Source organism: Sorangium sp. So ce590 (assembly GCF_051521365.1).
Classification (GTDB): domain Bacteria; phylum Myxococcota_A; class Polyangia; order Polyangiales; family Polyangiaceae; genus Sorangium.
Genome location: NZ_CP150346.1, coordinates 6536221 through 6550340 on the forward strand (window position 1 = coordinate 6536221; position 14120 = coordinate 6550340).

The following is a 14120-nucleotide window of genomic DNA, read 5'->3' on the forward strand; positions in this document are numbered from 1 at the left end:
GAACGCCGGTACCTTGAGCAGACGCATGGCCCCGGCGCTGGTCGCGGAAGTGTCTCGCCTCTATCAGGCAGCGTGGAGGGATCCCGCTCAGTGGAGGTCCGCGCTCGATCGCGCTGAGCGCTTGTTGCGCCAACATCTCGAAACGGAGCCGGACTGCATCGATGCGCTGACGTCGCTCGGTGCTGTTCTGTCCGACGCGGGGCGGCACGCTGAAGCCCTGATAGCGCTGCGACGCGCCGAGGGGCTCGGCTCCACCGACGCGAACACGTATTACAATCTGGCCGTCGCCATGATGAACACGAGCGAGCGCGGCGAAGCGCGCGGCTACTTCAAGCAGGCCGCTCGGCTCGAAGCGGGGGCAGGCACCCTGCAGGCCTACTTTGATCCACACGCACACTGAACAAGCACTCCGGCCCTGAGGGCCGATGCGCCGTCAGGCCCGGGCGCCGTACGGGCAGCCGTTGGACCTCGCGGCGGGCGTCGCCGCGGGGGCGACCGCGACGGGCTCCGCGGCCGCGGGCTCGCCCCGAGTCGCCGGCGCCGCGCGCGCCGTCCTCACCGGCTCCCGCCGCTTCAGGATCATGCGCATGCCGTTCACCGGCTGCAGCGAGATGAAGCCGCGGCAACGCGGGTCGAAGCCGGGGACCAGCCGGAGTCGATACCGCTGGAGCGCCATCACGACCATGATCTTGCCTTCGAGCTGCCCCATGAACTCGCCCAGGCAGATCCGCTGGCCGGCGCCGAAGGGGATGTAGGCGAGCTTGTCGTCCGCGCTCCGCCGGTGATTCGCGAAGCGCTCGGGGTCGAACCGCAGCGGATCGCGCCAGAACTCCGGGTGCCGGTGCGTCACCCACGGGACGATGGCCACCGTCGACCCCGCGGCGACGTGGTGGCCGCCGAGGACGTCATCCTCCAGCGGGCTGCGGAGGATGAACGGCACGGAGGGCAGGAGCCGGAGGCACTCGTTGAAGACCATGGCGAGGTACGGCATCGACTCGACGTCCTTCGCCGTCGGGGCCCGGCCGCCGAGGACGCGGTCGATCTCGTCGGTGAGCCGGGCGGACACCTCGGGGTGCTGCGCGAGGAGGTACAGCGCCCAGGAGGCGGTGACGCTCGATGTCTCGTGCCCGACCATCAGGATGGTCTTGATCTCGTCCCGCAGCTGCGCGCGGTCCATCGTGGCGCCGGTCTCGGGATCGACCGAGCTCATGAGGCGCACGAGCACGTTGTCCGCGTCGCCCGCGCCGCGCTGATAGCCGTCGATGATGCCGTCGATCACGGTGTGCACGCGGTCCATGGCCCGGCGGAAGCGCAGGTGGCTGGGCAGCGGCCAGGACAGGGGCGGGTTGACCAGGGAGTACATCCGGTTGAGCGCGATCGACAGCGCGTATTTGAACGCCTCGCGGACAGTGTCCGTGTGGGCCTGCAGCGCGGCGCCGAAGAACGCCTCGCCCGCGATACCGAACGTCACGTCCATCATGTCGTCGTTGATGTCGCGCTCGAACTCCCCCGGCTGGGCGTCCCAGCGCCGCAGCGCCGCCTCCATGTGGTCGACGATGATGGGCACGAGCTTGAGCGTGTTCGCGTGGTTGAACTGGGGCTGCACGTGCCGGCGCTGGCGCCGCCAGAGCTCGCCCTCGCTGTTCACGAGGCCCCAGCCCAGCACGTGGGCGAGCTCGTGATACCGCTTGCCCTTGGGGTAGTTCCGGATGTTGGCGCGGAGGACATGCGCGATGTCGTTCGGGTGAAACGCCATGACGAAATCCTCGGCGCCGGGCGCCCGCAGGCGCACGACGTCGCCGTACCGCGCGAAGAGGTGCTCGTAATGGCGCATGTCGCCGGTCCTGAAATTCGCCAGGTACCGCAGGCTGGCCAGCGGGCCCGGGCCCGGGGGCTGCCGGTAGAGATTGGCAATCATGATTCCTCCTTCTCCGCTATCTGAAAGGGAGCTTTCGCGCGCTCACGCGAGATTCCGCGCGCCGAGACCAGGCCGGTACCCACCATCGCAGCCGTCAGATGCACAGCGAGCCCCCGCCGTCGACGGTGAGGGTCGCGCCGTTGATCATCCGCGCCCCGTCCGACAGGAGCAGCAAGACGGCCTCGGCGACGTCCTCCTCGGTGCAGAGCCGGCCGCCCGGCGTGCGAGACTCCCAGTAAGGCAGGATCCGCTCGTGATCCGGGTAGTTGCTCGTCACGTGGCCGTAGATCGGCCCGGCGGAGATGCAGTTGACCTGCACGTTCCGCGGGGCGAGCTCGACGGCGAGCGCGCGGCTGAGCGACTCCACCGCGGCCTTCACGGCGCCCATGGCGCCGAAGTGCTCCAGGTACCGCGACGACCCGTTCGACGACAGCGCGACGATCCGCCCGCCGCCGTGGCGCTCCATCAGGCGCGCCGCGCGCATGGCGCACTGGTGATAGCCGATGACGTTCGTGCGGAACGCGAGCTCCCAGTGCTCCGGGGTCGTCTGTTCGAGGGGGCCGAACCGGCCGTTCGACGCGTTGCTGACGAAGTGGTGCAGCTCGCCCACGTCGCGCGCGATCGCCTCGAAGAGCTTGTCGACGTGCGCGGGGTTGGCGACCGAGCCCCAGACGTGCACCGCGTCGCCGCCGGCGCCGCGGATCTCGTCGGCGACCGCGTCGCCGTCGTCCCGCGAGTGGAAGCTGTTGATGACGACCCGCGCGCCGGCGCGCCCGAGCTGCGTCGCGATGGCGCGGCCCAGCCCGCGGCTCGATCCGGTCACGAGGACCGTCTTGCCCGCGAGCGCTGCCAGAGGAGCTAGGTTCGCGCGCTGCGCGACGGGAGCCGCCGGCGCGCGCGCCGCGGCGACCTGCGCGGACGGCGCGGGCGGCGTCGCGCCGAGGAGGCGCGCGAGGCCGCCGACCGTGCGGGCCTCGTCGAGCGCCCCCGCGAGGGCGTCCGGCAGGGCGCCGCGCTGCCGGAGGAGCGCGTGGACCTCGTCGCGGCGGCGGCGGTCGATCCCGAGGTCCTCTTCGAGCCGCGCGTCGGGGACGAGCAGCTCGACGGGGTGGCGCGTCACGTCCGCGAGCGCCTGGACAACGACGCAGAGCGCCTCGCCCGCTGACTCCGGCGTCGGCCTTGCCGTCAGGCCCGCCGGCTGGGCGGCGCTGCTCGCCGCGCCATCGCCCGCAGCGTGGCCATTGACGTGCCCGGCCGGCTCCGCGTGGCCGTTGGCGTGCCCGGCGAGCCCCGCGTGGCCGTTGGCGTGCCCGGCGAGCCCCGCGTGGCCGTTGGCGTGCCCGGCGAGCCCCGCGTGGCCGTTGGCGTGCCCGGCGAGCCCCGCGTGGCCATTCCCATGCCTCCCGCCCCCCGCAACGTCGGTCCACGGCGCGGCGTCGGAGTGCGCCGCGAGCGTGCGCGAGAGGAAGTCGCTGACGCGGGCCACCGTGCGCAGCTCGTCGGGCTTCGCCTTGAGCGCCTCCGAGAGGCCGAAATCCGCGCGCAGCGTCGCGAGGATCTCGCCGCGCTTCACGGAGTCGATACCGAGATCCTGCTCCAGGTCGGCGTCGGCGACGACGACCTCGTCGGGGTAGCGCGTCATGCGCACGAAGACGGAGCGAACGTGTTCGAGGAGATCTTGAGCTTGCATCGTCGAAACCTCGTGGTTGTGAGAGCCATTCATCCCAGAGCGGCGACCGGAGAGACCGGCACGGTCGCGACGAGCGCGAACGCACCGGTCAGCACGGCCCGGCCGAAGAACTGCCCGCCGCGCGCGGTCAGCGCGAAGGCGCGGACGGAGGGCGGCGCCAGGCGCACGCCTCCCGGCGGGAGCGCGATGTCGATGTCCCGGAAGGAGAACCGGGCGGGCAGATCGAGCGCTCCCGTCTTGTAGAGCGCCTCCTTCGCGCTCCAGAGCAGCGTCTCGAGCGCGGCGCGATCGACCCCCGCCGCGGCGCCGCGCGCGAGCCCCCGGCGCTCGCGCGGCGTGAAGTGCTCGTCGGCGAAGACCGCCGCGCGCGCCTCGACCCGCTCGACGTCCACGCCGACGGCGCGCGCCGTGGTGACCGCCGCCGCCGCGAGGTCGCCCGCGTGGGAGAGCGACAGCGCGAACGCGCCGTCGTCGAAGCGCGGGGGACCGCCGCCGGGCCCCGTGATCGCGCAGGCGAGGTAGTCCGCCGGCCGGTGCGCCGCGAGCGCGGCCGCGTCCAGCGAGACCAGCGGCGCGCCGCGGCCGGCGGCGAGCTCCAGCCGCAGCCACTTCGCGGCGACGCGCGCGCACGCGGACTGCGCCCGGCGGGCAGCGACGCGCTGGCCGGCGCACGCGCGGCGCTCGCCGGCGGTCAGGTAGGGATCGAGGCGCGCCGCCGTGCATTCGTCCGCCCGGACGACCGCGATCGCGAGCGGCGGCGTCACGATGCCCCCAGCGGCAGCGACGCCGGCGCGGCCCCGCGCGCGTCCGCGGCCACGCGGCCCACCACGAGCCCCTCGAGCCCCTCGACGTCGAGCAGCACGCCGCCCGCCGGGTCGAGCGCCTGCGCCCACGCGCCGAGGACGCGATCGCCCGCCGCAGCCGGGACCGCGGCGACGAGCCGGACCGCGCCGCCCGCGTCGCGGATCGCGAGGTCGTTCGCGGCCGCTCCGAAGCGGATGCGATCGACGCCGCCCGCGGCGCACACCGGGAACGCGCCCGCCTCGTCGCGGCGCAGCGTGCCGAGCGTCAGGAGGGCGTCGAGCAGGAGGAACGGCGTGGCGGCCGCGCGCAGCCGCCCGAGGGCGCCGTCCTCAGGGGCGCGGAAGCGGGCCGATTTGAGCGCGTCGCCGAGCACGAAGGTGCCGAGGTGATCGAACCAGCCCGCGTGCCGGAGCGGCGCGCCGGGGCTCGCGTAGGGATCGCGGACCGCCGGCCCCTCGACGCGCCCGGCGTGGCGCGGGGCGAGGGCGTCGCGGCGGGCGTCGATCGCGCCGAGCTCGACGACGCAGGTCGCGAAGACAACGTCGGCGCGGAGGAGCACGCCCGACCTGTGGACGAAGTCGCCACGGACCTCGACGGCGCACGCGGCGCGGCCGCCGGCGAGCCGCTCGTGGCGGGTCGTCACCGTGCGCACCTCGCGCGCCGCGTCGTCGGGCAGGCGCAGGAACTCGAGGAAGCGCACGTCGCGGACCTCGCGGACGAGCGCGCCGCCGTCCGCCGTCGCGAGCGCGTGCCGGACGGCCAGCTCGACGAGGAACGCGCCGGCCGCGACGGCGCTCGAGCGCGCCCGGTGGTCGGAGAGCCACGGATCGACGCGCGGATCGAGCGTCCACGTGCGGTCCGGCGGGCTCGCCGCCGCGATGCGCGGCGCCGGCGCGCCCGCCGCCGCGATGCGCGGGGCGAAGCGCTCGATCTCGCTGTCGGTGAGCAGGACATGGGCCCCGCCGGCGGGGCGCTCGGCCACGAGATCGATGAAGATCTGCCTCCCCTCCTCCGGCTCGATGCCCCGGAGCCCGCGCGCCGCGCCGAGCGCGCTGTACTCCGACCCGGCGGTCATGCCGACGCCGTTCCAGCCGAGCCACGCGATGCTGGACCACGGGCCGGCGTCCGCCTCGGCCGCGAAGTACGCGGCGGCGCGGTTCAGCGCCTCGTTGGCCGCGCCGTAGTCGGGCTGCCCGTCGTTGCCGAGCACGCTGAACGCCGACGTGACGAGGTGGACGTGCGGGCGGGCGGCGGGCAGGTGGCGCGCGAGGGCGCGCCGGAGATGGCAGAGGCCCGCGAGCTTCGTGTCGACGATCCGCTCGAAGAGCTCGAGCGACTTCGACGTGAGCCGGCTCGACACCTGGATGCCGGCGCCGTGCACGATCAGGTCGACCCGGCCGTAGGCGGCAGCGACCGCGGCCACGGCGCGATCGACGTCGGCGCCGCTCGTCACGTCGGCGGCGTGGTAGTCGACGCTCCCGCCCCGCGCGCGCAGGTGGGAGAGGACGCGGTGCGCCTCGCGCGCCGCCCGGATGCGCGCGTAGCGCTCGCGCAGCGCGGTCATCCGCACGCCCCGGCCCTCGCGCAGCGCCTCGGCGTAGAATTCCCGCTCGTACGCGTCGAGCTCCGCGTCGGTCATCGCGAGCGTGCGCGGGGGAGCGTCCTCCAGCCGCGAGCGGCCGAGGAGCACGGCGCGGCAGCCGAAGCGGTCGAGCAGGCCCTCGACGAACTGCGCCGTGATGCCGCGCGCGCCGCCCGTGACGATCGCGACCGCGCCGGGGCCGAGCGGAGAGGCCGCGCGCGGGGTCAGCTCCGAGGCGGCGCGGGCGAGCTGCACCACGTGCCGCACGCCGCCGAGATCGACCACCTCCTCGGGGGCGGCCGGCCGGGCGCGCCGCCACTCCTCGAAGAGCGCGCCGAGCGCCGCGGCGGCGCCCTGCGCGTCCGTGTGGACGACGCGCACGTCGCCGCCCGGGAGCTCGCGCGCCAGCGACTTCATGAAGCCGCCGACCGCACCGCTCACCGGCGCGAGCCGCCCGGCCGGGTCCACCGCGCCGACGACGACGGCGGCGAAGGCCACGTCGCCGCGCGCCACGGCGTCGTAGTAGCGGCGCGCCGCGCCGAACAGCGCGCGCAGCGCCGGCCGGTACGAGCCCGGCGCGCCGTCGAGGAACGCGCGCGCATCCCCGGCGCGGGTGAGCACGACGACCGCGTCGACGTCGTCGGGCGCGAGGGCCCCGAGCGACGCGCTGAGCCGCTGCTCGTCGCGGGCGTCGATCGACGGCCCCCCACCGCCGCCGGCCCCGGATCCCGGCGCCGCGAGATCGCGCGGGGCCCCGGGCGCGGCGTCGGGCGCCGCCTCGCCGGCGAGCTCGAGGACGCGCGCGCGCTCCTCGGCGGAGCGTGCGGCGCGCCGCACGTCCGCGGCCAGCGCCGCGTCGGCGCAGACGTAGAGGACGCGGGACGGGACGCGCGTCGCAGGCCCTGACGCCGGCACGCGCGCGATCTCGGGGACGTAGCGGTGGATCGGCGTGCCCGTCGCGAAGCCCGAGGGCGGGGGCGCCGGCGCGACGCGCACCCCCTCGGGGGGCGTGACGTGGACGGCGCGGGCGTCCGAGGGCCAGCGCACGACGGCGGCGCCTTGCGCGCGCGCGTCGCGGATCGCCGCGAGGAGCTCGACGGCGCCCTCGGCCCCGCGCAGCCGCGCGCGCGGGCCGCGCGGGTCGTTGACGACGAGCTCGCGGCCGGCGAGGCCGCCCTCCGCCGCCCCGGCGCCTGTCGCGACGTGGAGGCGCGCGAGCACCGGCCAGGCGTGGCGCGCGGCGGTTTCCTCGGTGCACAGCGCGACGAGCAGCGCCGCCTCGCCCACCGGCCGCGGGTCACGGGTCGCGGACGCGCCGCGCGCGACGTCGTCGCTGAACGCGTTGACGGCCCCGGCCAGCACGACCTCGCAGTCCTCGTCGAGCACGAGATCGGCGGCCGCGAGCGCGTCGAGCAGCGAGGTCGCGGAGGTGTCGACGACGAAGTTCGGCCCGCGCAGGCCGAAGACGTTGGCGACGCGCCCGGAGATGACGTTGGGCATGTTGCCCGGCTGCGCGTACGGCCCCGTCGCGGGCGAGCCGGCGCGGAGCGCGCCCACCGTCGCGGAGGCCAGCGCGGGGCTCACGCCGCGCGCGCGGAGGGCCCGCGCCACGCGGTCGGCGAAGAGCCGCTCGTTCGCGCGCGCGCCGCGGCGCGTCTTGCCCTCGTGGCCGACGACGACGCCGATGCGCTCGCCGAGCTCGCGCGCGGGCAGCGCCGCGAGCGCCTTCTCCGCGGCCATCGCCGCGAGCAGCTGCGTCGGGTCCATCGCCTCGAGGGCGTCCGGGAGGACCGGCGCGCGGGCCGGCAGCCGGAGCGCGCGCTCGTCGAACGCGAGGGTATCCGAGGGCGTGTCCGCGGGCGCGCCCTCGGCGCCGGGGAACACGGCGCCCAGCCCGACGACGCACAGCGCGCGGGCCTCAGGGCGCGGCCGCTGCCGCGGCGCGTGGCGGCCGGGCCGGTGCTCCTCGACGATGAGGTGGGCGTTTGTGCCGCCGAAGCCGAAGCTGTCGAGCGCGGCGCGCAGGGGGCCGCCGCCGTCGGCGGCCCACGGGGCGGCCGTCGTCGAGATGGCGAACGGCGAGCGCGGAAGGTCGATGCGCCCGCTCGGCGCCTTGAAGCCGTGCTGCGCGAAGAGCGTGCGCTCGCGGATCGCGAGCACGACCTTGATGAGCGACGCGACGCCGGCGGTCCAGCCCGTGTGGCCGAGCAGCGACTTGACGCTGCCCAGGGCGATGCGCGGCGCGCCCTCCTCGCCGGCGAACACCTCGGCGAGCGCCTGGAACTCGGTGGCGTCGCCGACCGGCGTCGCGGTCGCGTGCGCCTCGACGTACTGCACGGATCGCGGCGCGACGCCGGCGCGCTCGTAGGCGCGCCGCATGGCCAGGCTCTGCCCGCGGCTCTGCGGCACCGTGACCGACGGGCTCGGGCCGTCGCTCGACACGCCGCTGCCGAGGAGCACGGCGTCGACGCGATCCCCCCGCGCGCGGGCGTCGTCGAGCCGCTCGAGCACGACCACGGCGGCGCCCTCGCCGAACACGACGCCGTCGGCCGACGCGTCGAACGGGCGGCTGCCGGTCGCGGAGAGCCCGCCGAACTGCGAGAACTGGCAGGCGTTGGTCGGGCCGGGCTGGTAGGCACCGCCGGCGATCACGACGTCGGCGAGGCCGCGGCGCAGCATCGCGGCGCCGAGGTGCACCGCGTGCATCGACGACGCGCAGGCCGCGTCGACGACGACGGTGTGCACGCCCTCGCGCACGACGTCGCGCACGACGCGCGCGAGCGGCTCGAGGTGGCCGCGGCACGCGGCGCGCCGCTCCGGGTCGAGCCCGAGCTCGCCCGCGAGCGCCTCCGCCACGGCCGCGCTGTCCGCCGGGCCGGCGGCGATGCCGGCGAGCGCCCGCTCGACGCCGAGCAGCAGCGTCGCCTCGTCGTGCTCGATCGAGCCGTCCGCCGTGGACCCGAGGAGGCACGCGATCCGCAGCGGCGCGCCGTCGCGGAGCACCGCCGCCTGCGACCTGGCCTCGGCGAGCGCGCACGCCAGCATGCGGGCCGTCTTGGGCAGCCGCTCGAGGGTGGGCCCGTCGTACCCGGTCTGCGCGGCGTACGGCCCGAGCGCGTCGACCGTGCCGACCAGCAGGCTGTAGGTCTTGTCGGCGGCGCGGTCGGGGTTCAGAAAGTCGGTCGCGAGCTCCGGGTGTCGCGCGCCGGTGTCGGTGATCCCGCACGTTCCCGCGCGCAGCTGCGCGAGGTAGGCGTCGACGCCGCCGGACCCGGGCAGCACCGCGCCCATGCCCACGATCGCGATCGGGGTGGCGCCCGCCGTGGAGGCGTCGTCCGGGGTCGCCGCGGGCGCGGCGGGGGTCGCGGGCGGCGCGGCGCTCGCGGGCATCTCGGCGCTCACGGGCGCGGCGTCTCCGCGCGGGCCGCGGTCGTCCCGGTCCTCCTCGGGGAGCGGCGCGACCGCCGTCAGCGCATGTCCAGCGGCGCGCAGCGCCTCGACCGCGCGCCGGTGCTCGGCCGCCACGTCCTCTCCGGCGCGGAACGTCGCGATCACGCGCAGGTCGGGCCCCGGCGGCGCGTTCCGCCGTACGAGGGCGGTCAGGGTGCCGCCGCCGCCGCACTCGACGAAGGTGCGGCAGCCCGCCGCGTGGAGGTCGCGCACGGCCGCTCCGAAGTCGAGCGGCGTCACGAGGTGCATGGGGAGCAGGCGCGCGGGCGCGAGCGGGCCCTCGCCGTAGTGAACGCGGTCGATCGGCGAGTACGTGGCCAGCGCGGGCCGCGCCGCGCCGGCGCGCCCGACCGCGCGCGCGAACGGACCGACCGCCGTTGCGAGCAGGGGCGAATGGAAGGCGTACCGGCTCGCGAGCACGGTCGCGCGGACGCCGGCGCCCTCGAGCCGCCGCTCCAGCGCCGCGATGCCGTCCGCCGTCCCCGAGGCGACCGCCTGGTCGGCCGCGTTGACCACCGCGACGAACACGTCGTCCCGGCCGAGCGCCTGCACCTCGTTGCGCAGCCGCTCGGCGCCCGTGTGCGCCGCGAGCATGCGGCCGGGCGGCGCGCCGCGGAGGGCGAGCACCCGCCAGCACACGATCTCCGCGGCCGTCGCGAGGGAGAAGGCGCCCCCCGCGGCCAGCGCGGCGATCTCCCCGAGGCTGTGACCCGCCACGACGTCCGGCTCGAGCCCGGCGGACCGGAGCAGCGCGACGGCGACGTAGTCCTGGACGAGGATGCCGAGCTGATCGAGGTCGGCGCACGCCTCGAGGGCGCCCCGCGCCTCCGCCTCGCCGGCGGCCACGAGCGCCGCGAGCGACGCGCCGAGCAGCGCTCGCGCCACGGGCTCGGCCGCGGCGACGGCCGCGCGCGCGGCGTCAAAGCGCGCGTGGAGCGCGCGCAGCAGCCGGAGGTCGAACGAGCCCTGGCCGGGCAGGAGCAGCGCGACCTTCGCGGCGCCTTCGCGGCCCTCCCGCGCGGGCTCCCCTTCCCGCGCGGGCTCGTCCGCCGCGCCCCTCCGCGTGCGGTGCGGGCGCGACGCGTGCAGCGGCCCCCGCGCGACCTCGACGGCGTGCCGGAGGAGGTGCTCGGGGAAGAGCTCGCGCAGCGCGGAGCCGCCGCGCAGGGCCAGCTCGACGAAGCGCTGGTGCGGCGCCTGCTCGTCGAGGGCCCCGGCGTGCATCGTCACCGAGCGCGGCAGCGGCGCGAGCTCGTCGCTCGTCGCGGAGACGGCGACGATCCGCTGGTAGCCGCACGCCACGGGCTCGCCGTCGAAGCGGACCGTGCGGAAGTAGCCGTACGCGCTCGAGCGCGTCACGGCGCCGAGGGTCATGAAGATCGCGACGCGCTCGCCCACGCGGACCGGCGCCAGGTTCCGGCTGTAGCCCTCGGTGGTGAGCAGCCGGATCGCCGCGCGATCGTCCTCGTACGGGAGCGTGCCGTCCGCGGCCTCGGCGAAGTAGAGCGTCTCGCGCGCGATGCACTGGAAGCGGAAGTTGGTGAGGTAGTGATGGCTCCCGTAAGCCATGCTGTCCTCGAACTTCACGCAGTACGGAACGACGAAGTACTCGCCCATGGGTCCTCTCCACGCAGCCCACCCCCGCGCGCGGCGACGCACGTCGTGCGTCCCTCACCGCCGCGCGGTCCGGGCCATCGAAATAAGTGTACCTACACGCAAATGCGCACCGCGGGCCCACGGCCTCCGACCGCGCCACGCGCCGCGGGTGCGCACCTCGGCGCCTCGCGGCCCGAGCAGCGATCCATCGGCGGATCGGTCAGAGCGCGCCGGAGCCCTGAGAACCCCGGCGCCGAGCCAGCGATCGAGCGGAGAATGCCGCCCCGCATCGTGGAGATAGGTGTACCCGCACCTGAACATATGTCAAGCAGTTCAGGGCGTCCCAGTTAGCCGGTCCGCTCGAAATGGTGTACATACACTTGTGGTTGATTTTGCTCGGGCCTCCGAGATCATCGCGAGCCAGTGCGCCCTCGTGCGCGTGCGCCGCGCGTCGCGCGCGCTCACGCGGCTCTACGACGAGAGCCTGCGGCCCTCGGGGCTCCAGGCGACGCAGCTCACGATGCTCGTCGCGGTCGCGACGTGCGGCGACGGGGGCGTGAAGCTCGGCGCGCTCGCGGACGGGCTCGTCATGGATCGCACGACCCTCACGAGGAACCTCGTGCCGCTGGAGAAGGCGGGCCTGCTCCGCGTGGCGCGCGCGCCCGACGACGCGCGCGTCCGCCTCATCTTCCTGACGCGCCAGGGCGAGCGCGCCATCGAGGCGGCGTTCCCGCTGTGGGAGCGGACCCAGAAGCACGTCCGCGAGCGGCTCGGCGCCGGCAAGGCCGACGCGCTCCGCGAGGAGCTCGGCCGCGTCGTGGCCCTGGCCGCGCGACCCGAGAGGGCGCCGGCGCCGGAGCCGCCGCCGCGCCCGGCCAGGCGCAAGGCGAAGTGACACGAGCGCCTGAGGTGCGATGGCAAGGAGCCGGCGGGACCGCGCGAGAGGCGCTCAGCGCGCCCTGAAGGTCTGGAAGAAGACGTCGGCCTGCGAGTGCTTCTCACCCGAGATCGGGTTCTCGGGGTGGCGAGGCTCCCTGATGAGATTGCGCAGGTCGCCCCAGGCCGAGTGGAGCTTCCTCCGCTCCGACGTGACGTCGAGATACTCGCCGAGGTTGTAACAGGGCCGGACGACCCGATCGAAGTTCGTCGTCGGGAAGACGTCATCGACAGGCACGTCCAGCGGGATGTTCGTCGGCGAGAGGCGGAAGGAGGTGTCCGTGACCTGCTGCCTGTCGCCGTCGCCGAACGATGCCCCGTATTCGAACGAGCTCGCCATCTCCACGTCGATGGACCTGTCACGATTCTGCGTGTAATAAACGATGTGCACGTCGCTCTGGCGATTGCCGATGGTCACGGCCGGGAGCACATGATGGATGTTCTCCCCGGCCGTGGAGGTGACGGGGATCGGCGGCGTCCACGTCCCCCCGCGGTCGTCGGAGCGGATGAGGAAGACGTTCGAGCCCGAGCCCGCTTCGCCGACGGTCTCGCTGGTGGAGGCCGACCAGGTCAGGTAGAGGACCCCACGGAGCGCCGCGAGCGCCGGCTGAACGATGAGGCGAGAGGCGTGCACGTACGTGGGCAGACCTCGCCGCCCCGTGCGGCGCGGCCCGTCGGTGATGGCCAGGCGGATACCGCCGTCGTTGCCGCAATCGATGCGCTCGCCGGGCTGGACCACGGGCAGGAGCGTCGGGTCCGGGGCTCCCGCGAGGTTGAACTCCACGAACTCGAACGTCTCGCCGGCGTCACGGGACACCAGCATCCGGATGAAATCGGCGTTCGCGCCGCTGAACTGAAGGAACGGTAGGTAGAGCGCGCCGTCGTAGGGATCCACGACGGGGTTCGTGAACTGGATCGAGTCCTGCGGCAGCGTGGGATCCGGGTTCGCTTCGGGAGCGAAGACGACCTTCGATGTCCAGGTCGCGCCGCCGTCGGTCGAGCGCGCGAAGCGGAGCTCGCTCCGGACGGGAGCCTCCGGGGGCTCCAAGCTGGTCCAGGTCACGTAGATGTTGTCGCGGCGCCGGCGCACCGGGTCCGGGCCCACGGCCAGCCAGCTCTTGTCGGCGCCGTCGTCCTGGGCCACGAGCGCTCCCTCGCTCCACGTGCGGCCGCCGTCGGTCGACCTGTTGGCCTGCACGGCCCTCCGGCCCTCCGCGTCCTGCGCGAGCCCGGCGAAATGGAAGACCCCGCGGCGGTCCACGCGCACGACCGGATCGCCGAGCGTGGTCGTGCTCCCGGGCAGCGGAGGGATGAAGCCGCTCTTCCAGGTCACGCCGCCGTCGTTCGAGGTCGAGAAGCCGGAGAAGAACAAGGGATCGAGCACGATTGTGTTGTCGACCAGAACAGGTTCCACCCCCGAGGACGTGTTGTAGGCAACGACGATGTCGTGGCCGTGTGCGGCGATCGAGGTCTCGCTCTGGGTCACGTTGACGAAGGGACGTGTCGGCGGGCGAGTGAAGAATTTATGAATCTCGTCGAGCGCCGGATCGTTGACCTGAACGTTCTCTCCGCTCGGCCGGATCGACGGCGTGTATTCCGGCCAGTGGTACGAGGATGTTCGCTCGGTGATCCTCGCCCACTCGCGGCCGGTGAGCCTCTCGGACGCGGCGGGGTTCACGGTGCGGACAGACAGCGCGACGCCGTTCTTCATCACGCTGCCGAGCGCGAGCTCCTGGCCGTCCGCAAGCGGCGCTCCGTCGAGCTCCGGTCCTTGCGAGCACGCTGGGAGCGCTGGCAGGGCAGAGAGGAGAAGTGCGATGAAAACGATGTTCGATTGTGAAGAACGCATACGATCTCCTTGGGCTGGGCGCTCCGTCGAGCACACGCTCGCGCTCGCGCTCATCGCCCGCGTCGAAGCGGCAGTGCGCAGCAGCCGCCGAAGAGAGCGCCCCGCGGCGATCTGCGCTAGGCGCGGCGGCCCCCTCGCCCGGCCGAGCGATCGCGAGATCGCGGAAAGCCCTGCTTACTACTCCGTACGGCGGAGTCGCGCAACTCACAGAACACACGAACTCCGCCTTTGACTCGGACACTCGCTCAAGCTCGGACGCTCCATGGCGTGTCGCAGGGATGAACAGACGGAGGAG

General features: G+C 74.7%; 7 protein-coding genes. 2 read left to right on the forward strand and 5 right to left on the reverse strand.

Features of this window, described 5'->3' with window-relative positions; all coding sequences use genetic code 11:
* Window positions 1-25 precede the first annotated feature (25 nt).
* A complete protein-coding gene (locus WMF28_RS24310; protein ID WP_437595681.1) occupies window positions 26-400 on the forward strand; it encodes a UDP-N-acetylglucosamine-peptide N-acetylglucosaminyltransferase in 375 nt (124 codons plus the stop codon).
* Window positions 401-433: 33 nt separating this feature from the next.
* Here the strand turns inward: WMF28_RS24310 and WMF28_RS24315 are convergent, their stop codons facing one another.
* From WMF28_RS24315 to WMF28_RS24330, 4 genes are all read right to left on the reverse strand, one after another.
* Entirely contained in the window at window positions 434-1918 is a 1485-nt protein-coding gene (locus WMF28_RS24315; protein WP_437595682.1) for a cytochrome P450, read from the reverse strand.
* Window positions 1919-2012: 94 nt separating this feature from the next.
* Window positions 2013-3608 (reverse strand): SDR family oxidoreductase, encoded by a 1596-nt coding sequence (locus WMF28_RS24320; RefSeq protein WP_437595683.1) that lies wholly within the window; start codon window positions 3606-3608, stop codon window positions 2013-2015.
* 29 nt (window positions 3609-3637) lie between these two features.
* Window positions 3638-4372: a 4'-phosphopantetheinyl transferase family protein gene (locus WMF28_RS24325; protein WP_437595684.1), complete on the reverse strand. Its 735-nt coding sequence runs from the start codon at window positions 4370-4372 to the stop codon at window positions 3638-3640.
* On the reverse strand, window positions 4369-11061 hold the full coding sequence (locus WMF28_RS24330; RefSeq protein ID WP_437595685.1) for an SDR family NAD(P)-dependent oxidoreductase: 6693 nt from the start codon (window positions 11059-11061) through the stop codon (window positions 4369-4371). The genes WMF28_RS24325 and WMF28_RS24330 overlap by 4 nt, the downstream gene beginning before the upstream one ends.
* A 361-nt stretch (window positions 11062-11422) precedes the next feature.
* Between WMF28_RS24330 and WMF28_RS24335 the strand changes: the two genes are divergently transcribed.
* Window positions 11423-11935, forward strand: coding sequence for a MarR family winged helix-turn-helix transcriptional regulator (locus tag WMF28_RS24335; RefSeq protein ID WP_437595687.1), 513 nt, complete (start codon window positions 11423-11425; stop codon window positions 11933-11935).
* Window positions 11936-11989: 54 nt separating this feature from the next.
* Here the strand turns inward: WMF28_RS24335 and WMF28_RS24340 are convergent, their stop codons facing one another.
* The gene (locus tag WMF28_RS24340) at window positions 11990-13825 is read right to left on the reverse strand and encodes a sialidase family protein (RefSeq protein ID WP_437595688.1); all 1836 of its coding nucleotides are present in this window, start codon (window positions 13823-13825) and stop codon (window positions 11990-11992) included.
* Between the last annotated feature and the right edge of the window lie 295 nt (window positions 13826-14120).

What these genes read in the sequence shown, in the direction of transcription:
- WMF28_RS24310 (WP_437595681.1), top strand. Translation starts at nt 26, where the DNA reads ATGGCCCCGGCGCTGGTCGCGGAAGTGTCTCGCCTCTATCAGGCAGCG.
- WMF28_RS24315 (WP_437595682.1), bottom strand. Translation starts at nt 1,918, where the DNA reads ATGATTGCCAATCTCTACCGGCAGCCCCCGGGCCCGGGCCCGCTGGCC.
- WMF28_RS24320 (WP_437595683.1), bottom strand. Translation starts at nt 3,608, where the DNA reads ATGCAAGCTCAAGATCTCCTCGAACACGTTCGCTCCGTCTTCGTGCGC.
- WMF28_RS24330 (WP_437595685.1), bottom strand. Translation starts at nt 11,061, where the DNA reads ATGGGCGAGTACTTCGTCGTTCCGTACTGCGTGAAGTTCGAGGACAGC.
- WMF28_RS24340 (WP_437595688.1), bottom strand. Translation starts at nt 13,825, where the DNA reads ATGCGTTCTTCACAATCGAACATCGTTTTCATCGCACTTCTCCTCTCT.